Origin of the sequence: Haloarcula sp. CBA1127, from assembly GCF_001485575.1 — an archaeon.
Lineage (GTDB): Archaea > Halobacteriota > Halobacteria > Halobacteriales > Haloarculaceae > Haloarcula.
The window spans coordinates 115,059-137,123 of the sequence record NZ_BCNB01000002.1; the positions used below are offsets into that span (position 1 = coordinate 115,059).

Genomic DNA, 22,065 nt, shown 5'->3' on the forward strand with positions numbered 1-22,065 from the left:
TTACAATGTTAGACTATCAGAAATATATCGACATCTTGGACGATTGGATTGTCAACCGTGACAAGACAGTCGTCGCCGTGTTCATCGTCACAACCCTCATTCTGTCGGCGGGGTTCGGCATGACTGCGACCGACTCGGGGACATCACAGTTCACCGACGGCGTTCCTGCACAGGAAGCGTTCGACGAGGTCAACGACAACTTCGAACGCGAACCGTTCGGTGAGGGGACCGGCTCTACGACGCTCATCCAGAAAGACCAGAACGTCCTGTCGAAGCCGGCCATCCTCAATATGCTGGAAGCCCAGAACCGGTTGACACAGCGCGAATCACAGGACGTTGTCGGAACGACGAGTGTCGCACAGGCCGTCGCACAGACGCTTGAGCCGGACGCGGAGACACTGCCCGAACAGATCGATGCCGTAGAAGCAGCCTCACAGTCGGAAATCAAATCGGCCACTCGAACGACGCTCGAGCGCCAGCCGGCAGTCGCAGGACTTCTCAGCAACGACCTGAACCGAGAAGAGCCGTCTGCATCGGCAACACTGACGACTGTTACACACGAGGTGTCAGGTGTCTCAAGCAGTGCTGGGACAGAGGGCTCATCACCACTGACGCCCATTCAGCAGGAAGCGGAGTTTATCGTCAGTTCCGTCGACGGTGATATCTCTGTCTTCGGTAGTGGGCTCATTTCTGCCGAACTGAGCAGTGTCATCTCAGATTCGCTGGGACTCGTTGTCCCGGCTGCTGTGGTCCTGATTCTGTTCTTCCTCATTATCGCCTACCGGGACCCGTTTGATCTGCTCATTGGCCTCGTCTCCCTTGCGATGGCGATTGTCTGGACGTTCGGGTTCATGGGGTGGGCCGGTATCCCCTTCACCCAGATGCTGATCACAGTCCCGCCGTTGCTCCTCGCCATCGGAATCGACTTTGGGATTCACGCTGTGAACCGATATCGTGAAGAACGCGTCGAGGATGTCGAGCCAACGCCCGCAATGCGGACCGCAACAGATCAGTTGCTCCCGGCCTTTTTCATCGTGACAGGCACGACAGTGCTGGGATTCGCCGCCAACGGGACCAGTCAGCTCGGTCCGATCCGCGACCTCGGGTTTGTCGCCAGCGTCGGAATCATATTTACGTTCCTCATCTTCGGTATCTTCCTGCCGTCGCTCAAGCACTTCACGGACCGGCAGCGGGTGCGATACGACCTCCCCGAATTCAGTATCGCCCCAATCGGTTCTGAGGACTCCGCAGTCGGTAAATCGCTTACTGTTGGCGTCACAATCGCCCGCCGGGCCCCGTACGTATTCTTCGCTCTCGTGCTGGTGTCTACGGCAGCCATGGGGGCGTATGGAACTGGAATCGATACCCGGTTCACCACTGAAGACTTCCTCCCGCCGGAGGAGAACCCCGGATACGTCGAGGTCTTGCCGGAAGCTGTTGCTCCGAGCGAGTACACAGTCACGAAACAGATAAATTATCTTGAGGACACCTTCGAGAGCGGCGAGAGTGACACAGTAACGATATACGCCGAAGGATCGTTACAGGATGGAACAGCGTTAGAGGAAATCTACCGGGCGAATCAGGACCCACCCGATTCATTTGTCACAGCCGGCGGAAGTGCAGATACGACAAGTATCCTTACGGTGATTAACCGCTACGAGCGTGCTTCACCGGAGTTCCGACAACTCGTCGCCCAGAACGACCAGAACGGGAACGGCGTTCCCGACCAGAACCTTCCGACTATCTACAACGCGCTGTATGACTCACCGTACGGTGACCGCGCGGCATCGTACATGACTGACGACTACACGCGCACGCGAATCGTGTACTCTGTTGAGTCCGATGCGAGTCAACAGGAAGTGACAGATGACACGAGAGCCGTTGCTGAGGAGTTCCGGATGGAGGCGACCGCAACCGGCAGCGTTGTGGTGTTAAAAGCCGTCTCGGATGTAATCGCAGAATCAGCGTACATAAGCCTGGGTCTCGCAATTCTCGCGTCTGCAGCGTTCCTGTTCTTCGCTTACTGGCTCCTCGAACGCCGTCCCGGGCTCGGGGCTGCGAACCTCATCCCGATACTGCTTACCATTGCTGCCTTGGCTGCGACCATGCGATATCTGGACATCCCATTTAATGTCCTCACCGGAACGACGTTATCGATCGGAATTGGGCTCGGTATCGATTACTCCGCCCACCTTGTCCATCGGTTCTCCGAGGAGTACCGCGGCGACGTCGGCCTGCTTGAAGCACTCGACATTAGCGTCCGGGGAACAGGTGGCGCACTCGCGGGCAGTATGATCACCACAACTTCCGGTACCGGAGTGCTCGTCCTCGCAGTCGTCCCGATCCTGGGCCAATTCGGGCTGTTGATTGCCCTCAGCGTCCTCTATTCGTTCGTAGCGTCCATACTGGTACTCCCGACCTCGATCGTCATCTGGGACCGCAGCCGTGGAACGCTCGAGACCCTCCTCTCGTCGCGCAAATCATGGAGTGCGAATTAATGCGATCCACTCACTTCGGTTCCTGCTTACCTGAGATTCGTCGTGACCAAACTGAACGAACTGGCCAGAATCGCTCGGGCACCGCGCTAGAACAAGCGGCACCGTACTGCCACCACATCCACAGTCAGGAGGGGCGACTGTCTGTATGACTAAAGAGAGCGACGCCCTCTGTGAAACTGAAAAAGAAATTATGTACGCAACTCACCGAGCGCTTGTTAACAGCGGGTACGCTGAGCTCTCGATATCGCGTATCTCTGATGAACTCGACAAGGCCAAGTCGACGATATACCATTATTACGAGTCGAAAGACGCGCTGCTACTCCGGTTTCTCAGATTCACCGTTGACCGATTCGAGGCGACAATCAACACCAGCATCGGTGACAACCCAAAAGAAGACCTCAACCACATCATCAGAACGCTCCTCCCGTGCCAGCTACCGGAGGAAAAACGCCAGCTACACAGTGTTTTAGTCACGCTCTCCCCGCAAGCACTCGAGCGGGCGGTGTTTCGCGAGCAGTTCACCGAGATCGATACTCGACTCGCTACAATCATCGAAAAAACCGTTCGTCGAGGCGTTGATGCGGGCGTGTTTCGTGATGTCGACCCGACGCATGCGGCCGAACACATACTAGCAACGATTAAAGGAACCATGTATAGCCGTCTCACGACCAACCGTGAAGCTGCGACGGCCGCAGCGAAAGCGTCTCTGTCCTCGTACATCGATTCGCATCTGGTTTTGTAGTTCCTGCCGGTCTGGCTCCCGGTGAACTATCTCTGCCACACGGTCTGGAACAAGCTAATCACAGGCTATTCGCCTGCGGAACGACGGAGGTTGTGAAATTATCGAGGATTACTGTTTCTTATAGTGTGTTCCTGCCCGGAAAGACAGTGCAGTGGAGCCGACTGCCCCCCAGCCTCTGGGTGTCCTTCAATTAATAGCCGAGGTGTTCGCGGATGAGGACAACGGTAGTGCGACCTTCTTCGAGCTCTTGGCGGAGGATGAGCTGTTTGGCAATTGCGGAGCCGACGCCGTAGGCCTCCTTCGCGCGTTCGTTTTCGAGGGGGTAGGCGACGGTTTCCAGTCGGTCGAGCGCGTCTTCGAGTGTCGGTACGATCTTGTTCACGCCACTGACGATGACGACGTTACTGGCCGCGAACGGATACGCACCGATGCGGCTCCCCGAACGGTCTGCCGCGACGAGTTCGCCGGTCTGTGAAATGCCGTTGATGCCGCCGAGGAAGTAGTCGGCTGTCTGTGACTCTCGGCGGGCAGCCTGGCGCTTTGCGTCGTCGTCGATACTCCAGATCTCGTCGGGAAGACTCTCCCACTCGTGGTCTCCATCACTCAGGTACTCGTCGAACCCGATCTCTTCGAGTGTCGTCGAGTGGCCGTTCATCACAGACGCTTCTGCCGGGATGAGTGACTGCAGTTCCGCGAGCGCATCGTCGGCCGAGTCAACGACGATGACATCGAACCCGTTTGCCTCTAGGTTCTCGACGGTCTCCTCGATGGTTTCTTCGGAGGCCAGTTCGTCCAGTGATTCGTCGATATCCGCGTCGTCAGCGTAATCTGATTTCTGTTGAGACATATTTTGTCGGTAGGTGTATCAGCGTCAACACGAAGACGTAGCTAGCACAAAAGTGCTCGCGGACACCGGTGTCAGGTAGTTACACCGGTGATACTCCAGCCTCAGACAGGGTGAAATATGCGGACGGAACCTCTGTGAACACCGTTTTCTGGGCTTAAGAATTTCATACCCGGATGTGATCGGATTCGCTTCTGTCCCGAAACATCACGGGGTGGCTGTGATATCAATTGCTGAAAACCGGGGAGTAGCATATATTGCGCTCTATTCATCATGTTACAGTATCAATGCAAATGGATCGGAAGGAAACTACAGACACTACTGGGATTCCCTCGAAGATGGTACTGTTCTGTCCCGACTGTGATTTTGAGAGCGGGATGGTTGGTGGAGACTGGGACGTTTCCAGCACCGGACGTACGACCCGCTATCACTGCCCGCGATGCCAGCACTCGTTCGGTGTTTCCAACCGACGATGACGCATAGGCAGAGTATGTTGGACGCAGACGGATTGCACGTCCGGTAACACCGAAGATACTGTAACGCTGGATTTAGTATCAGTCGTCGCTCGGCACGGCCTTGACGGATTTCTGTCCGTCGTCCTGCCAGCTAAAGAAGCTCGCCAGCGCCGGCCCGGTGATGTTGTGCCAGACGCTGAACAGCGCCGGAATGAGTGCGGCTGCAGGCTCGAACAGCGTCGTTGCCAGCGCAACGGCCAGCCCGCTGTTCTGGAGCCCGACCTCGAACGCACAGGTTCGAACACGGTCTTTTGACATCCCAGTTGCCCGACCGACACCGTATCCCGAGCCAAGCCCGATAGCGTTGTGGGCAATGACCGCTACGAGCACAAGCAGACCAGCAGTGAGAATGTTGTCCACGTTCGCACCCACGACGCCAGCGACGATGGCGACGATGGCGGCGACACTGATAACTGGGAACACATCGGTACCGATTTCAGCGGCTTTGGGCGAATAGCGGTCCAGCAGATACCGGATCGTGAACCCGAACAACACTGGAATAATGACGATCTGAATGATGCTCTGGAACATCTCCGCGAAGGTGACGTTGATCTGCTCGCCGAGGGTAAACACTACCCAGGCCGGCATCACGATCGGCGCTGCAAGGGTGGTAAGCGTCGTGATCGCGACGGACAGCGCCACGTCGCCCCGACCGAGATACGTCATCACGTTCGATGCTGTTCCACCGGGAGCGGCACCGACCAGAATGAGACCGATACCGACAGCGTCCGGAAGGTCAAGCAGGACATACAGCCCGTACGCGGCGGCAGGCATCACTAGCCACTGTGTGACAGCGCCGATGCCGATATCCACCGGTTCCTCGATTAGTCGGCGAAAGTCTGTCGGCTGAAGCGTCAACCCCATCCCGAGCATTATCAGCCCGAGTAGCGGGGACACGTAGTCCAAAACTGGGACGAACGGGCCCGGCCTGACGAGAGCAATACCTGCCAGAAGGATTACCCAGACAACGAAGTACTTGCTTGCGGCCCGACTCACCGCTCGAAGCGTCGATATCGAAGTCACATATCTGGATGATGAACAATGTAGAAAAGGTTTACTTTGGGCGACTGTAATGCCGGATAACGAAGACCAAATACAGGACAGTTGCTGGTTCTTCGGAATCCTGGCCGATTGTCGGGACCGGGAGTGACCTAGATTTCGACTTGGACATCTAGTGCTGAGTCCAGTAATACACTCGGCATCACACGTGTTTAGCGTCTCTCACCAGAGTACGCCATCGGGACACTGGGAACGCGATAGATCGGATCAGGTAATCACGTTCTTGAGCGGGTGAGTGTACCTACAAAGATAACACAGTATATCCACTACTACACAATTATAAACTTCGCAGATCCGCAGGTATGTTCTGTGTTTCCTTCATTAGACATGGATAATGCGGTACGGGAGCTGAAACACTACCGCTGTGTTTTTATATGTGGGTACAGTATTGATTGACGGAAACAATACTATGCTCGACCACGAACTTGCTCAGACACTGAATGTCACAGCGAAGAACTGTCCGATGCCGGAAATCAAGGCGAACCAAGCTATTGACGAGCTATCGTCCGGTGAAAAAGAGGGTAGGGACGTTCTCAAACATTACGTCCGCAGAACGGAGTAACACGATGACTATGGGGCCTCAACAGGCGGCTACTGTAGATGTACCACCTGACTACGACAGGAGTAATTCCGCCAATAGTGTCGACTCGGGGCTGGCTGCCCAGCACACGACCGAGTCGAATCTCCAGTTACTCATCTCCCACTCATGACACGGGTATCAGACAAGGACGTCGACGCGACCGACTCGACACATCGGGAAGTCGGCGAGGGCCTGCTAGAGGAGGATATGGGTCCGAGTTCAGCCATGGCTCATCTTTACCGCGGCGAGATCCATCGGATGAAGTTCTGGCGCGAACGCCTCGACCGGACCACCAACTGGGCAGTGCTGGTAATCTCTGCAATCCTCACGTGGGCCTTCTCGCGGCCGGACATCCCTCATTACATCCTCTTGATCGGAACGGCCACGCTAGCAGTGTTTCTGTTCATCGAGGCCAGGCGATATCGAGGATACGACATCTGGCGAAGCCGAGTCAGAACATTGCAAGCAAACGTCTTCGCCTACGGGCTAGACCCAGCTGCAGGTGTGGCCGACCCGGACTGGCGCAAATCACTGAGTGAGGATTACCGACAGCCGACAATCAAGATCAGCACGGAAGAAGCTATCGCGCACAGACTCCGGCGAGTGTACCTCCCGCTTTTCACCGTCTTGCTAACTGCATGGCTGGTCCGAATCACCGTGTTCAGTCCTGGCCTGTGGACGGAGAGCGCCGCTATCGGAATGCTTCCCGGCGTCGTCGTCATCGGCACTGTCGGACTACTATACGCCGCTGCAATCGTAATCGCTGTCCGCCCCAGAACATGGCACGCAAAAGGAGAGCTTCGGTCTGAGGACCTCCGTCAATAAGGTAGTGATTGGCATTTCTCGAAGTCCAATGGGAACATGTAACAATGGCACGTGCTGTGGGTCGTCGATAACGAACACGAAATAACCGGTCAGTTCATCTGGCCTCTACACCAGTGTCGATGCACTATTAGAGGATTTTTCGCTATCCAAATGTAACCAACTGGAAACTACGATTAGTAGCACATACCAATCAGGCTGGGACATGACGACTCAACCTTCGGTACTACTGCCCCGGGATGGGCACCAGTACAGTACTCCGGCTACAGCAGAGGAGGGTCACCAGTGACCACGCTTGCACGCAATATCAGTTCCTGGCTACTCATCGCTACTGTGGTGGCCACCAGTGGGACAGTCGGGACGACAGTTGCATTTCAGGATTCTGCACAGGACATACAAACAGAGAACGAAGCTCTCCACGCTGAAAACGAGGAATTGCGTGAACAACTGAGCGAAACCCGGGAAGACGAAAAGGCCGCAAAATCTCGGGCTGAAGACCTCAACAAACAGTTAAAAACACGTAACGAGGACGTAGACACACTTGTTTCGGAACTAGAAAAGAAAGAAAAAATGCTAAATGCTAGCCAAGCCCGGCTCGCGGAGTCCCGAGAAAACCGAGCGGGCATGTCACGGTCCGAAATGAAGAAACGGCTCGATTATCTCTGTGCACAGCCGGAGAACAGGGATCGATTTGGATGTCAGAAGTTCGGTCCCGGTGGGTGATAACTGAGAGCTTGGCCCTCGAGTAAGCCACATTTCAGAACCGCTGAGTCAGTTCTATTCTGTTGGCTGTGGCCATTGTACGATCTCCCACCCCGTGTGGTGAAATTCTTTGAGGTATAGCCAACGGTGACAGTTACGGGAGCTACTGCACGTTACCCGGAATACCATTCTGTAGCTCGGTCTTACCTGCTCATCAGCGTTCTTGGAAGAGCGATGGGAGACCGTTCTTAGTCGACGGAAATCTGTGCTTGACTCCGCCATGGAGTCTCACAACCTCGGAGGATAGATTTGTTGTGTCCCTTTCTATCGGTGTAGGCGGTAGTGAACTACTCGATCAATACAGCTGCATATCGATCACCGATCAAGTGTCAAGAGATTATGCGGCCCGGTGGACACCGAGAGGAACACAGCGGAATGCAACACGTCTGTTCGCCCGTCGAAAAGTGTTTTACGTGATTGTCTGCTAGGTGGTTGGTGTACTGATGGAGCGGAGTATCGAGATCTCAGGCAACTCGATCGTATACCTCTTCTACGCGGTTTCGCTGGCTATCGTCCCGGTTTTGTTCTACTTCGTCGTATGGCCGCTGGATAATCTCACCAGCCTCGCTGCGGCTGGCGTACTCGCCGTGCTGGTTCTCGTGGCGGTGGCTGATTTCTGGTACTGGAAGACCGGCAAGTTGCGGGCACACCTCAGTAAAACTGCGAAGCGGGACCTCCCGTACGACATCACATACATCCCCTTTGCGGACCCCGGGCATATGGCCAAAGATTCCTGGCACAAGGCGGTCCGTCGCTTGCGTGGTGAGGACGACTAATCCCTCGACTGGACATCTGCGCATCGAAATGGCAGTGCATCACCGGACAGAAGCTAAAGAGAAGAACGGCTCTGCTGAAATCAACAGCGGCTGATACAAATGAGGTGCTGCATAGAAGGCGTGGATAGGTCACCAGTTCGGCACACGATTTCACCGACTCGAATTGGTCAGTATAGAGGATATACGTACCTTTTTGAGTAACCAAAGGCAGGGCTTGCAATGCGAGACGTGTGGACTGGGGCTGTCAGCCGCCGTGGCGGTAGGCAGTGCCCTTCGTCACGACTCGTCGTCCCGGTCCCGCCAGAGCAGGTAGTCAAAGGACTACCGCGTCCGGTTGTTCTACTTCGTGTTCGCGGTACTCTTGTACAATATCTGGCGGCTCACGGACTTCCTGCTGAAAGCGGGTGTCGACGACGAGATGGACTACGAACCAGTGTTGACCGCAGGCGAATGCATCGAGATCCTCGTTTCGGCGTTACTCCCACCCGACTGACCGGCTGGGCGCCCTCTGAGTCCGCTGCTCGTGAGTGGCGACACTATTCAGCAGCGCCTGAATTACGAGATTCCTCACGTCTATCCGACAATTGCCTCCATACCCGGCCGATATCGACCGTTGACCGCCGAGAAAATCACGACTCGAGGCAGATTCGTCCCAAACACGAGCGTATCCTCCGAAACAGTGGAGTCTACAGAATCCGATTTAGTATAGCGGTATGTGATTTATGTGCTGCGGTAATTCGATCGCCAGTATTTGTCTTGTTGTGGGTTTCTGCATGAGAAAACAATACAAGACAAACTATTAGTCGTACGACTAATATACGCTACATACGAAAAATCGGTGATTCAGACGAACCAGCTAGAACAGTTCGTCGGTTACTGCCGCTCCACCCCAAAACCCAATGAGTAAAATTCGCTACTCAACCATGGACTTGGCCGACTGCAAGTCCTTCTATCACGAAACAGTCGTACCGACGATGGAAACCGACGGCTTGGATCCGACCGCTGAAACCCCCACGTACACCTGGCTGAACGGACAGTTCCCGGGATTCGTAAAGCACCTCCAGCGGCGCTTCGACCTGTCCCCGGGGCAGTTCTATGACGAAATCGGAGTTCCTGAAGTCACGACTACATCAGGGTCATTTGACTTCCTCTCTGACAACACACAGCGAGCCATCGAGGAGTACCTCAATGAGCTTTCGACCCGACGCGGGCGTGCTGACGCGACAATCGACACACGGCGGTCGATTCTACGACGCTACGCGAAAGTATATACCAATATCCACGATACAAAAGATTTGCTTGCACCGCTGGAGAGTCCTGGCGAACGCGTTGCGGAGATGGACCGGGTAGCGGCGACGTTTGACGCGCTGGACCAACTGGACGATGCCCTGACGACGCTTGCGTCACGGCGTAAATACGTTCAGGACACACGGCAGTTCTACAAGCACCTGGTGATGTTCGGAAACGCCGCGTACAATCCACTCGCTGATCTCGAAATCCGGTTTGGATGGGATATGACTCCGTCCTGGGACAACAAAGCACTTGATAGAGACGCTGTCCAGCAGCTGTATGCAGCAGCGACTAATCAACGAGACAGATTTATCGTGGTTGCATGTTGTGGGTGGGGGCTTCGCCCGAGTGAAGTTGCATCACTACATATCCGGCAGCTCAACCTTGATCCGGACGATGATTCCCATCCGTACATAGAGTTCGGTGACGGCGAGCGGAAAAACGGTCCTGGGACCGTGGCTCTACTGGCCGGTCTGGAGACAGTAGAGCGCCGTATAGAGATGCTTGGCAGTCCAGAGTGGAGTGGCTATCTCTTGCCCTCTCCGTCCGCAGCTACTGGCCATCTAACCGCCGAAACAGTCCGACGGCGGTTCAAATCAGTGGCCGAGGCCGCAGATGTCACTGTCGACGGCGCCACACCAACGCCGAAAACTGGCCGTCGATTCTGGTATACTACGTACGGCGCTGCTGTTAGGCGGGTTGCAGAACGGTTTGAAGACGTCGCAGCGGAGCAGGGCTCGGCGTCTGCACAAGTCGTACTCGATAACTACCTCTCCGAGTCTGAAGCCCGGTCTCACCGACGGTCGGAGATGCGCGAGACGCTTGCAGGGCTGTTCGTTGAGTAGCCCACGTTTTGCAAGCCCGCTTCAGGAGGAGGCGTATGGCTATACCGTATAGCTATACCGTCTGACTAATCTTTATATCTGTACGGTGAATCCGATACGGTATGCTGACCTACACCGTGTACAGTGAGGCCGGCGGTGTCGGCAAGACAACGATGGCGGCGAACCTCGCCGTCGCCGACGCCCGCGCCGGTCACGACGTACTGGCAATCGATATGGATCCACAGGAGGGGAGCCTCTCGTTCCTGTTTGACGTTGCGGACCACCGGACTGACTCAGAGGCCGATAGCCTAGTTCGGCATCTTGTCGAGCGGCCACGCGGTCCCTTCGCTGACCTCATTGAAACCTCAGAGAATGTCGATGTCCTTCCCGCACACAACTCTCTGGAGGTGCTTTCGAAACATCTGCGGCGTCGTGAGGAGGAAGCGGCGGACTTCGGTGAGAACTGGAACCCGAACGTCCAGCTCTTACGTGTGCTAAAGGACGCAGGTGTTCCGTCTGAGTACGACACTGTCATCATCGACCCACCGGCGACCGCGGACGTGAAACTGTACAATGCGTTGCACGCGACGCGGAACCTGGTTATCCCGTTTGAACCCAGTGGAAAAGGACAAAAGTCCGTCGAGGGCCTCGCAGACCTCGTGACCGGACTTGAAGACACGCTAGATATCAACGTGGGCGTGTTAGCTGCTGTACCGAACCGGTTCAAAGGAACCAACGATCAAGAAGAGATGCTCAAACGGCTCCGTTCGGAGTCATACGATATTCCTGTAGTGTTCCGCGAGCGGACGTCCCTGCTCGAAGGATGCTGGCGCAAACAGTGTTCAGCATTCAAATACATCGAAGAACATCGGAGTCGGGAGCGTGACTACGAAATCGAAACATTGGAGCAGTTCGAGGAATTGGCAGCACACCTCCGACAGACCCGCGAACAGGAGGCAACAGCATGAAATCCGGCTCCGGCGACGACCCGTTTGCAGAGACGGACACAGATCCAGAGCCAGAATCGGACGACCACCAGGATGAGATGGCTGTCGAAACCGAATCAACTGACGTAGAAACCACAGCCCAGCCCGACATTCCATACAAATTTCGTCGTGACTCCGTCAAACAGGACCGCAAACAGCGACCGATTTTCATTCGGCCCGAAGTTGAGGAACGGGAGTCCACCTTTCTCCGTAACCTAGAAGATGAAGTCGGTGAGGATGTGTATAAGACCGACGCGCTGGAGGCTGCCCTCGTCGTTGCCATGGACAATCCAGACCTTGTGGCCGAAAAGCTCCGTGAGTGGGGTACGACTGGGAGCAGTCAACTGCTTCCCGCTAAGGTTTTTTCGTAATAAGTCGAGCTGTCGGTGAAGACATTTCTTCGCGCACTACCCGTCGTTCTGTTGATGTGCCTGCAGCTCTGATTCGGTAGGCTGTCGAACAAAACTGGAACTGATAGTTCTGTTTGCTGACTATCCCTACTCGCTGGCCCGTTCGGCTGCTTTTTCCAGCTACAAGAATCAACTATACTGTTTAGATATACTAGGTAGCTATTTTTCTTAGCTACTCCTTGTAGCTATAAAGGACAGTTAGTCTGAATAGCTAATCGGCTTGGTTAGTACTTGTAGCTGCTGTGGCGAGCTGATACGAACAAGCTCTATCTGGGCCACCCGACTCCTCAAACGGCTGCCACCGATATGCTCGACACCAATGACTGTTTGCGCCAGGTACGAAATAAGAGTAGACCGATCAGTAGCGGGCAGCGGCTCTCCCGTGGCGTAACCAACGATATGTCGAACCCGGCATCGACGGCCCTCGAACTAACACTGTCTCTGACCAGTGAGTGTTTAATCTTGATTGGAGGCGCTAAATGAAGGTTCGAACAGCGCTCAGAATATCTGCAGGCTGCTGCGGTTCAAAGCTCTCTTGATACTCAATATCAGACTTCGCCAAGCGAGCGATTCCGTCCAATCCGATGGTATGGTGGATGGGGGATACAGCACCGGTGATAGCTTTCGTCCAGAAGTTCTGGCACAACAACCTGCGTTTATACGACTCCCCTTGCACGAAGGATCTCACAGCAGCTTGGCCGGACTGTGCCGCGTGTACCATTCCAAAGCCCGTCAGGCGGTTCGCCAGTCCCATGGCATCACCCGCGATATGTACTGTGCAGTCGTTTAGCTCGTACGAGCAGTGTGAAAGGCTCCGCAAGCCGTTTGAAACGTCGGTTCCGCTGTACAGGGCCTCACGTTCCGGGGGCTCAATGTCGATTTCCGCAAGCAACTGTTGCATATCCTCGTACAGTTCGTCAGGAGACTTGTTCTCCCGACAGCCGAGTCCGACAGTTGCTTCGTCCGGCGATTGTGGCACGACCCAGAGGAAGTAATTCTCGTACGCAAGCGCTCTCGGTTCGGGATACAGATGGGAGAAGTCGGCCTCTATCCTCCCGCTCAGCGTCGGACACGCTACGTCATACGACAGGGACGTGAACCGGCTTGAAATCGGGAATTGCCCGGTGGCATCGACTAGCAGATCTGATTCCGCAGCTAGCCTCCGAAACTCAGCTTCGTCAACCTCTGCGTCCTCTACAATATCGGTCTCTTCGAGCGTGCCCGCCCAGTGTTTCTCTAATTCCCCTCTGTTCAGTATCACACCATTAGGGACATTTATTACAGTCTTCCCGTCGGAACCGACAAATATCCCGGTTTCAGCTTCCCTGACGTATCCGGGAACGTGCCTCTCCAGTGGCAATTGTGAATAGTCCCAGACCATTTCCCCCCAGGCGCCCCTTCGGTCACCGCTGTATGTGCCTTTATCGTAGAGTTGTACGTCCGATGTGACCTCTTCAGCCAGTTGGGCTGCCGCCAACCCGGCGAATCCCCCTCCGACGATAGAAACCCTCATATCGTCCCTTTTGTTGGAAGCTATTTCAAACACATCTTATTGCCTGCACGTATCTCCATTTTCCGAGTGCTGAGAGCAGTCGACCTGTGGGGCTGCACAACGCCCTGACAGTCAGAACATCTGCTCTGGCAGGGCGCCGGGACTTCATAATCCGATGAACCGTTTCGCTGTACGGTACAACGACGAACGTAGCCGCAAGATATCACAGCCGTTCCCTGTTTGAACGGTCCAGAGCAGCCGGGTACTGTCCTATCGGCACTACGCTATTCAGACCACTACCACACGGTCGGTCTGCCAGCAGCCTCGAAACTCGCCGACGGATTGCACTGACAGGCCGAACTCGTACGTGACTGTTCGTCCGTCCGGCCCCGTAATCGTCACCCGCTGTTCAGCGTAGTTCTCGGTTCGCTCGACAGGGCCTCGCACAGCCTCTCCGAAATCGATCATCGGGCGGTACTGCGGTGACTGGACCATGGCTATGAACCGGTCAAGTGGGCCAGTCGAGCGGCGGTTGGCTGGGGAGGCGAAATTGTACGCCGTCATGATGCCCGCGTTTTCAAATGGGTCGTCGTTCGTTCCTAGCGCATCGAGCTGGAGGGCAACAGCGTCACCAGGGCTGTATGTCTCGCTGGGTGTCGGAAGGTCGGCCACCGGATACTCGTGTTCTGGCATTGATATCGTAGGTGCCGTGTATCTTTGAAACAGGGGCTATACCAGCATGAATGGCACGGCTGATCGGCTACGAACCCGGATATCGACGGGCGTTTGTGTTCCCGGCAGCTAGAACTGGCGACTGCGAACATGGCCGAACTGAGGGACGCACTTATCGAAACTATGTTGCTCGACGAGGAGCGGTTTCGCCAGCGGCTTCCGAATCTTGTCGAAACACACCAGCTACGGAGTGTCGATCCACACCCTGCCGACGAGTCGCCGGCAGACATTCTCCAGAACCTCGATGCGCTCAAGCCCGGCTCTGTGACTCCCTTCGAGCGGGAGACTATCGCGAAATTGGTGCGACTCGGGACGGCACCGCTGGCCTGACACTCACTGGGCCAGCGTATCAGGACAATCCCGTCCGATATGCGACTCAGACGTTCAGAGAGATGACGGGCTATTCGCTGGCGGCACTCCGCGGCGAGAATCTCCGCCTCCTGCAAGGGACGGCAACGGACCCAGAGTCGGTCGCGACACTTCAAGAGGGGATCGACATCTGGGAACAGCGGACCGTCGAGCTATGGAACTATCGCGCGGACGGCACACGCTTCAGAAACCGGGTGACGATAGTGCCACTCACCGGTCCGACGGCTCATCACGAACTGGCTCGGTGCGCAGGAGGCCATCGACACGCCCGACAGCTGACTGCCGGTGGCACCACTCTGGTGACCGGCTACGTCTGTTCGACCGACAACTGAATCGAGATGCTACCCCTCGTCTACCTTCCCGTCGCGTTGGTCACGCTCTCTCGCCTCCGGGTCCCGCTCTGCCGGCTCACCGTGCCCGCCACCACCGGGTGTTCGGACGGAAACGGTCGACCCGGCCTCGATGTCAATGGAGGCCTTTGCGGGGACCGGCTCGCCGTCGACCAGATTCTCCCCCAGCGCGCCGTCCTCGCCGCCGTCGATTCCAGCGGGGGCTGTCCGCCGGCGCTCCGTCAACAGTGACACGGTGGCATCTGTCTCGACGGTGACGGTGCGTTCGAGGCCCAGCCCGCCGCGGTATCGGCCGTCGCCGCCGCTCGACGGACGCAACGCGTACCGCTCAACACGGAGCGGATACTCGGTCTCCATCGCTTCGACGGGCGTGTTGAGCGTGTTCGTCATTCCGACCTGTACGCCATCCATCCCGTCTTTCCCGGGCCGGGCACCGAACCCGCCGCCGATCGTCTCGTAATATGTGAAATCGCCGGTTCGGTCGCCGATGATGAGGTTGTTCATCGTTCCCTGTCCACCGGCAGGAACCCGGTCGGGGACTGCCGTGGCGAGCGCCGCCAGCGTGACATCCATGACGCGCTGGCTCGTCTCGACGTTGCCACCGACGACTGCGGCCGGCGCGTCCGGGCTGAGCACTGACCCTTCAGGCGCGGACACAGACACGGGTTCGTAACAGCCGTGGTTCGGCGGAATCTCCGGGTCGGTGATCGCCCGGACGACGAAGTAGACCGCGCTCTTCGCGACTGAGAGCGGTGCATTCAGGTTGCCTGCCACCTGGTCGGCGGTCCCGGCGAAGTCGACGGCTATCGAGGCCCCATCGATGGTGACGGCCACCTCGATCGGGATATCGGCATCAGTCACGCCGTCGCCTTCGAGGATATCCTGCGCTCGATACGTTCCGTCCGGGAGCGCGTCGAGTTCAGCCTCGACGCGCTCGCGGGAGTACTCGATGACAGCATCGAACGCATCGAGCAGGGTCGACCCGTGTTCTTCGAGGAGTTCACCGATGCGTTCCTCGGCCCGTTCGTTCGCAGCGCGCTGGGCCCGGAGGTCCGCCTCGCGCTCGTCCGGCGTCCGGACGTTGGCACGGATGAGGTTGTGGACCGCCTCGTTTGGTTCGCCGCCGTCGACGAGCCGAACAGCAGGCAGGCGGAGCCCTTCCTCGTAAATCTCCTGTGCACCCGGTGGCATACTCCCCGGCGAACTCCCGCCCACGTCGGCATGATGGGCTCGTGAGACGGCGTACCCGACTATCTCGTCGTTGGGCGCGATCGTCGAGACGAGCGTGATGTCCGGGAGGTGTGTTCCGCCCGCGAACGGGTCATTGACGATGAAGACGTCGCCCGGCTTCGGGTTCTTCTGGAGGACAACATCTACCGCGTCGGGCATCGCGCCGAGGTGGACCGGGATGTGTTCCGCCTGTGCGACCATCCGACCCGACGCGTCAAAGAGCGCCGTCGAGCAGTCCTGTCGCTCCTTGATGTTCGGGGAGTATGCCCCACGGATGAGTACGTGACCCATCTCGGTTGCAACACTCTCAAGCTGGTTCCTGAGGATCTCCAGCGTTACGGGGTCGATCGTCTCCTGTTCATCGTTCGGTATTGTGGCTTCGTCGTTCATGTGTCGCTCACCGCCGCTAGCAGTGTCCCGTCATCCCGTACCTGAACGTTCCAGGCCGGTGGGATGACGATCGTGCTCTCATCGCCCTCGACAATCCCGGGGCCGTCGATCCCGCCCTCCGGTGCCAGTTTCGATCGCTCGTAGACCGGCGTTTCGTGGACCTCGTCGGCGAACACTGCCTCGCGAGAGCCCTTCTGTGGGTCGCCAGCGGCATCGTACTCCACCGGCGGTGCGCTCCGTTCGACGGTCGTCGTCACGCGACAGTTCACCAGTTCGACCGACTCGTCCGCTCGATAGCCGTACGCGGACTCGTGGGCTGTGGCGAACCGCTCGCGGGCGTCCGCGGTGTCGAACGGCCGGTCGACGTCCACGGTGAGTTCGAAGCTCTGGCCGGCGTACCGGAGGTCGGCAGAGCAACGCACTGTCGCCGCCTCGCGGTCGCTAACCTCAGCCAGAAGCTCTTCTGACAGCTCTTCGTATACAGCGTCGACATCGTCGGGGTCGACCGCGTCGAGCGACCGCTGATACGTCCGTACTGCGTCGCGCTTCTCATCGGCTGCGAGGAGGCCATATGCCGACAGTACGCCCGAGGCGCGCGGAATCACCACCCGGTCGATATCGAGGCTGTCCGCGATTGCTGCCGCGTGCATCGGCCCGGCACCCCCGAACGCGGCGAGCCCGAACTTCCGCGGGTCGTACCCACGCTCGACGGTCACGGAGCGAATGGCTCTGGTCATGTTCGCGTTCGCGACGCGGTAGACGCCGCGGGCGGCTTCTAGAGGCCCATCGAGACCCGCCTCGGCGGCGAGATCCGCAAGCGCGTCGTGGGCCGCATCCGCATCGAGCGAGAGTTCACCGCCCAGACTGGTACTTGCGCCGATATAGCCCAGCACGAGGTTCGCGTCGGTGACAGTCGGCTCAGTTCCGCCCTTCCCGTAGCAGGCTGGACCGGGGGCCGCTCCGGCGGAGCGCGGGCCGATGCGGAGTGCGCCCCCGGCGTCGACCCAGGCAATGGACCCACCACCTGCGCCGACTGTTTCGACGTCGACCATCGGCGTCTTGATCGGCCGCTCGTTGATGACGCCCTCTGTCGTCCGTTCCGCCTCGCCGTCGCGGACAAGACTCACGTCGCTGGACGTCCCACCCATATCGAACGTAACGAGCCCGGCCTGTTCGTCGGCCGCCATTGACCCTGCCCCAACGACCCCGGCAGCAGGGCCCGAGAGTACGGTCGTCACGGCGTTCCGCCTGACGGTATCAGCGTCGGTGATTCCGCCGTTGGCCTGCATAATTCGGGGCTGTGGGACTCCGAGTTCCCGCGCACGGTCGGTGAGGCGACTGACGTAATGGTCAATCGCCGGGCGTACGTATGCGTCGACGGCCGTCGTCGATGTTCGTTCGTACTCGCGGAACTCAGCGAGGACTTCGTGGGAGGCTGAGACGGGAACGTCGAGTTCGTCGCGCAGGATTTCTGCCACCTGACTTTCGTTTTCCGGGTGCGCGTACGCGTGCAAGAGTGAAACGGCGACGGACTCGACATCCATCTCGCGTAACTGCTCGGCGATTGCCCGGACTTCGCTCTCGTCGACGGACTGTTCGACGCCGTCAGTGGTCGTCCGCTCGGACACTTCGAAGCGGCGGCGTCGGGGAACCAGCGGTGTCGGCTTTTCGGCGGACAGGTCGTACAGCGACGGCCGGTCCTGCCGACCGATTTCCAGAACATCCCGGAACCCGTCGGTCGTGACGAGTGCGGTCTTTGCGCCGTCCTCTTCGAGGAGCGCATTGACCGAGACGGTCATCGCATGAGAGAACTCGCTTACAGTCTCAGGGTCGATCTCGGCCGCTTCGCAGGCCTTCTCGATCCCGGCGATAACGCCCTCGCTCTGGTCTTCAGTGCTCGGGACTTTCGCGGTCACGAGTTCGCCGTCGAGAGACAGCGTCACGTCAGTGAAGGTTCCACCGACGTCGACGCCGATCCGCCGGTCTCCCATCTACAGCACCCCCGCGACGCTGAGCAGCGTCCGAACGCCGAGCCACACGACGATGAGCGTCACAATCGCGCCGAGGGCGTTCGCTATCGACCCGTTCGTGTACTCGCCGAGGAGGTCCCGCTGGTTCATCGCGTATATCAAGAATACCGCGACGATCGGCAATAAAATCCCGTTGACGACCTGTGCGAACACGATGATCTGGACAGGACTGCCGCCCAGCAGTACCGAGAGAACTCCGACACCGAGGATAGTCCCCCAGACGGCACGGAACTGTGTGCTCTGCATATCCGAATCCCAGCCGAGTGCACCTGTGGTCGCCCACGCACCCGCAAGCGGTGCTGTCGTCGCGCTCGTGAACCCGGCGGCAAAGATGCCGATGCTGAAGAACAGTTCGGCGTACGGACCCGCGATGGGTCGCAACTGTTCGGCCATCCGCCCGATATCGCTGATCTGGGTTCCTGGCTCGAACGCTGCGGCCGCGGTCACCATGATCGTAATCGTGATGACGCCGCCTGCGACGATAGAAAGCACGGTGTCGATACGTGAGTGGCCGATATCTTCGGGCCCGCTCCACCGCTCCTGAACGTTACTCGCGTGCAAGAACAGATTGTACCCCACGATGGTCGTGCCGATGAGGCCGGTGATGAGGTACAGCGACCCCGAGGGGATACCGGGGACGAACCCCATCGCAATCGCACCGGGATCGGGACCGATGAGGACCGCCGATGCTACGAACGAGAACGCCATCACGGCGACCAGACCAATGAGCGCTCGTTCGATCAGCTTGTAGCGCCCAGTGTAGAGCAGGAGTCCAGCCACGAGTCCCATCACAACACCCCACACCGTCGAGTCGATACCCGTTATCGTTGCGAGCCCTGCGGCACCGCCGAGGATGTTCCCGGCTTCGTAGGCGGCGGTTCCGACGCCGATCGCCCCGACAACGAGGAATATACTCACGTACTCGACGAGCTGATTGTCGAACCGTTCCCGGAGTGCTTCGCCGAGTCCTTCGCCCGAGACAAGGCCCAGTCGAGCACTCATCTCTTGGAGAACAATCGTTGCAACGATCGAGAAGACCATGGTCCACAGCAGCGCGTAACCAAACTCCGCACCGGTGACGCTCGCAGTCGTGACCGTGCCTGGGCCGATGAACGCGGCGGCGACCATCGCTCCCGGGCCGACGGCTTTGAGTCGTTTTGTAATACTCATGATTGTTAGTTTTGATATCCACTGTCACGGTCCCAGCAGGTAATGAAAAACATTGTTAAGACCCGTGTGTGGTCGGAACATCGGTCGTATGAACGCTGTGTACGTGTCACTCGGTGTGTGAACTAGTAAGAACTGCCCCATCCCCCGATTCGAGTCTGTTTACGTCCCGTGCCGGAGGTATTCACGGTTCTTGCTCTCTCAGTAGAACTTTCGAAACGCTCTCTTCGATCTCGATTTCGAACGGGAGGTCGGTAATGCTACCGCGGATGAACCGGATCATCAACCATCGCACCGACTCGGATGGGAAAACCACGTGGAAACTCCCTTTTTCGTCCCGTCGAACGGTCAGGAACCCACACAGCGAGAGCCATTCGAGAACGTCTTCGAGCGAATCGAACCGCTCGGCGTACTCCTGGGCGTGGTATTGGGCCACCTGATCGATCATTTCAAGAACTGCCTCGTCCTTTTCTGCTGGATCGCTAAACTGGCTCAGGAGAGCGTGCAGCAAGTCGATGTCCAGAAGCACGTGTTCGCCCGTCGAGAGCATCTCGTAGTACGTCTGGAGGTGGTCGCTGTCGCTCGCGTGCGCCGAGTCGAAGTTCGCCGCGTAGAACGCGATTGCCTCGCGGATCAGTTGGCTTTGACTTTCCCCAGTCCGGTCGGTCAGACTCTCTAACGTCTCCTTGGTCTCCTCGTCGAGAGAGACGGTGACGCGGTCGGTTGGCATAATGCCCCTCGTCGCTGGACGGCCTTAATATCGTGTCGTTTGGTGACAGAGCGCTCTCAGACCAGTCAGCGACGCGCGATTGGCCGTGGTCCGGGACTCGCTTATGGCCAGGTGCCGCTCTGCTCGCCGGCGTTCATGACCCGTTGGAGTGCGACGACGTATGCGGCGGTCCGGAGCGACGGGAGTTTCCGCTCCTCGTAGGCATCGACGAGGTTCCCGAACTGGTCGACGATAATCGAATCCAGTTCCTCGTTCACGCGCTCTTCGGACCAGTAGAAGCGCTGTCTGTTCTGGACCCACTCGAAGTACGACACGATGACGCCCCCGGCGTTCGCGAGGATGTCCGGAATGACCAGCGTCTCGCAGTCACTGAGAACGTCGTCTGCTGCGGGAGTAATCGGACCGTTCGCGGCCTCGGAGATGACGTCGGCAGAGATGTCGTGTGCCAGGGACTCGTCGATGGCGTTCTCGAGTGCGGCCGGGATCAACAGGTCGACGTCGAGCGTGAGCAGTTCCTCGTTCGTGAGTTCCTCTGACGCGTCCGTATATCCGACGACACTCCCGGTTTCACGTTTGTAGTCCTTGACTGCGACGGGGTCGAACGACGCGTCGCTGTAGATAGCCCCGCTCGAATCGGACACGGCGACGACGTTAGCGCCCATTTCGTGAATGAGTTTCGCCGCGATCCAGCCGGCGTTCCCGTAGCCCTGGACCGCGACCGTCGCGCCTTCGATGTCCTTGTCGAGATACTCGAAGGCTTCACGCGCTGCGACGACCGTCGAACGCCCGGTCGCTTCCACGCGGCCTTCGCTGCCACCACTTGCGAGGTCCTTTCCGGTTATCACGCCGGGCTCGGTCGTGTTTTCGAGTGTCTCGTAGGTGTCCTTGATCCAGTTCATCTCGCGCTGGCCCGTGTTGACGTCGGGTGCGGGCACGTCGCGGTCGGCCCCAATCAGCGGCGTCAGTTCCTTCGCGAACGAGCGCGTGACCCGTTCGAGTTCGCTCTCCGAATAGTTGCTCGGGTCGATGACGATGCCGCCTTTCCCGCCGCCCAGCGGGATATCGCCCGTCGCTGTCTTGTAGACCATCCAGCCGGAGAGCGCCTTGACCTCGTCGCGGTCTACCTGTGGGTGATAGCGAATCCCGCCCTTGTACGGGCCGCGGTCGCCGTTAAACTGTGACCGGTACGCACGGAACACCTCGACCGACCCGTCGTCCATCTCGACAGACAGGTTCGTTTCCAGTATCCGCTCAGGGGTTTTCAGCCGTTCCAGGTGTCCCTCTGAGATGTCTAAGTATTGTGCTGCTGCGTCGATTTGCGTCCGCAGGCTTTGGTACGGATTTACATCAGACATATATCGACGGGATTCATCGAGATACCAAAAGCTACCTATTTCTACCAGGAAAATTACTATATCGTTCGATATAGTAGAGACTAACTGAGGGGCTTACAAACGCGACTGAGTC

19 protein-coding genes and 1 pseudogene are annotated in these 22,065 nt (G+C 57.8%); 11 read left to right on the forward strand and 9 right to left on the reverse strand.

Annotated elements, in window-relative coordinates:
• Positions 1–5: 5 nt before the first annotated feature.
• A complete protein-coding gene (locus AV059_RS01560) occupies positions 6–2,498 on the forward strand; it encodes an RND family transporter (protein WP_058991693.1) in 2,493 nt (830 codons plus the stop codon).
• 145 nt (positions 2,499–2,643) lie between these two features.
• Complete coding sequence (locus AV059_RS01565; protein ID WP_058991695.1) at positions 2,644–3,240, forward strand: TetR/AcrR family transcriptional regulator; 597 nt, start codon at positions 2,644–2,646, stop codon at positions 3,238–3,240.
• Positions 3,241–3,430: 190 nt separating this feature from the next.
• On the opposite strand, the gene AV059_RS01570 is transcribed toward AV059_RS01565, so the two are convergent.
• Both AV059_RS01570 and AV059_RS01575 read right to left on the reverse strand, forming a co-directional pair.
• Entirely contained in the window at positions 3,431–4,087 is a 657-nt protein-coding gene (locus AV059_RS01570) for a lactate utilization protein (RefSeq protein ID WP_058991697.1), read from the reverse strand.
• A gap of 551 nt (positions 4,088–4,638) precedes the next feature.
• A complete protein-coding gene (locus AV059_RS01575; RefSeq protein WP_058991699.1) occupies positions 4,639–5,595 on the reverse strand; it encodes a bile acid:sodium symporter family protein in 957 nt (318 codons plus the stop codon).
• Between the two features lie 769 nt (positions 5,596–6,364).
• Here AV059_RS01575 and AV059_RS01580 point away from each other — a divergent pair.
• From AV059_RS01580 to AV059_RS01610, 7 genes and pseudogenes are all read left to right on the forward strand, one after another.
• Positions 6,365–7,063, forward strand: a complete 699-nt coding sequence (locus AV059_RS01580) for a DUF2270 domain-containing protein (protein WP_058991701.1) — start codon at positions 6,365–6,367, stop codon at positions 7,061–7,063.
• A 282-nt stretch (positions 7,064–7,345) separates the two neighbouring features.
• The gene (locus AV059_RS01585) at positions 7,346–7,783 is read left to right on the forward strand and encodes a hypothetical protein (protein WP_195156602.1); all 438 of its coding nucleotides are present in this window, start codon (positions 7,346–7,348) and stop codon (positions 7,781–7,783) included.
• A 482-nt stretch (positions 7,784–8,265) separates the two neighbouring features.
• Positions 8,266–8,598, forward strand: coding sequence for a hypothetical protein (locus AV059_RS01590; RefSeq protein WP_058991703.1), 333 nt, complete (start codon positions 8,266–8,268; stop codon positions 8,596–8,598).
• A gap of 313 nt (positions 8,599–8,911) precedes the next feature.
• A pseudogene (locus tag AV059_RS01595) lies at positions 8,912–9,091 on the forward strand (transposase); the annotation flags it as partial.
• Between the two features lie 406 nt (positions 9,092–9,497).
• The gene (locus tag AV059_RS01600) at positions 9,498–10,733 is read left to right on the forward strand and encodes a tyrosine-type recombinase/integrase (protein ID WP_058991705.1); all 1,236 of its coding nucleotides are present in this window, start codon (positions 9,498–9,500) and stop codon (positions 10,731–10,733) included.
• 101 nt (positions 10,734–10,834) lie between these two features.
• Entirely contained in the window at positions 10,835–11,680 is an 846-nt protein-coding gene (locus AV059_RS01605; RefSeq protein WP_058991707.1) for a ParA family protein, read from the forward strand.
• Positions 11,677–12,069 carry a hypothetical protein gene (locus AV059_RS01610; RefSeq protein ID WP_228841693.1) on the forward strand — a complete coding sequence of 131 codons (393 nt, stop codon included), beginning with the start codon at positions 11,677–11,679 and terminating at the stop codon, positions 12,067–12,069. Before AV059_RS01605 ends, AV059_RS01610 begins: the two co-directional genes overlap by 4 nt.
• Before the next feature lie 514 nt (positions 12,070–12,583).
• Here AV059_RS01610 and AV059_RS01615 read toward each other — a convergent pair.
• Both AV059_RS01615 and AV059_RS01620 read right to left on the reverse strand, forming a co-directional pair.
• The gene (locus AV059_RS01615) at positions 12,584–13,654 is read right to left on the reverse strand and encodes an NAD(P)-binding protein (RefSeq protein ID WP_058991709.1); all 1,071 of its coding nucleotides are present in this window, start codon (positions 13,652–13,654) and stop codon (positions 12,584–12,586) included.
• A 234-nt stretch (positions 13,655–13,888) separates the two neighbouring features.
• Positions 13,889–14,293 (reverse strand): DUF4864 domain-containing protein, encoded by a 405-nt coding sequence (locus AV059_RS01620; protein WP_058991711.1) that lies wholly within the window; start codon positions 14,291–14,293, stop codon positions 13,889–13,891.
• A gap of 162 nt (positions 14,294–14,455) precedes the next feature.
• Between AV059_RS01620 and AV059_RS22675 the strand changes: the two genes are divergently transcribed.
• Both AV059_RS22675 and AV059_RS22680 read left to right on the forward strand, forming a co-directional pair.
• Complete coding sequence (locus tag AV059_RS22675; protein ID WP_228841694.1) at positions 14,456–14,662, forward strand: hypothetical protein; 207 nt, start codon at positions 14,456–14,458, stop codon at positions 14,660–14,662.
• Between the two features lie 62 nt (positions 14,663–14,724).
• A complete protein-coding gene (locus AV059_RS22680) occupies positions 14,725–15,033 on the forward strand; it encodes a hypothetical protein (RefSeq protein WP_228841695.1) in 309 nt (102 codons plus the stop codon).
• Between the two features lie 9 nt (positions 15,034–15,042).
• On the opposite strand, the gene AV059_RS01630 is transcribed toward AV059_RS22680, so the two are convergent.
• The 5 genes from AV059_RS01630 to AV059_RS01650 all read right to left on the reverse strand — a co-directional run bounded on the left by AV059_RS01630 (position 15,043) and on the right by AV059_RS01650 (position 21,953).
• The gene (locus tag AV059_RS01630; protein WP_058991712.1) at positions 15,043–16,671 is read right to left on the reverse strand and encodes a hydantoinase B/oxoprolinase family protein; all 1,629 of its coding nucleotides are present in this window, start codon (positions 16,669–16,671) and stop codon (positions 15,043–15,045) included.
• Positions 16,668–18,662: a hydantoinase/oxoprolinase family protein gene (locus AV059_RS01635; RefSeq protein ID WP_058991714.1), complete on the reverse strand. Its 1,995-nt coding sequence runs from the start codon at positions 18,660–18,662 to the stop codon at positions 16,668–16,670. The genes AV059_RS01630 and AV059_RS01635 overlap by 4 nt, the downstream gene beginning before the upstream one ends.
• On the reverse strand, positions 18,663–19,871 hold the full coding sequence (locus AV059_RS01640) for an Nramp family divalent metal transporter (protein ID WP_058991717.1): 1,209 nt from the start codon (positions 19,869–19,871) through the stop codon (positions 18,663–18,665).
• 181 nt (positions 19,872–20,052) lie between these two features.
• The gene (locus AV059_RS01645) at positions 20,053–20,598 is read right to left on the reverse strand and encodes a ribbon-helix-helix protein, CopG family (protein WP_058991719.1); all 546 of its coding nucleotides are present in this window, start codon (positions 20,596–20,598) and stop codon (positions 20,053–20,055) included.
• Positions 20,599–20,699: 101 nt separating this feature from the next.
• Complete coding sequence (locus tag AV059_RS01650; RefSeq protein ID WP_058991721.1) at positions 20,700–21,953, reverse strand: Glu/Leu/Phe/Val dehydrogenase; 1,254 nt, start codon at positions 21,951–21,953, stop codon at positions 20,700–20,702.
• Positions 21,954–22,065: the final 112 nt, after the last annotated feature.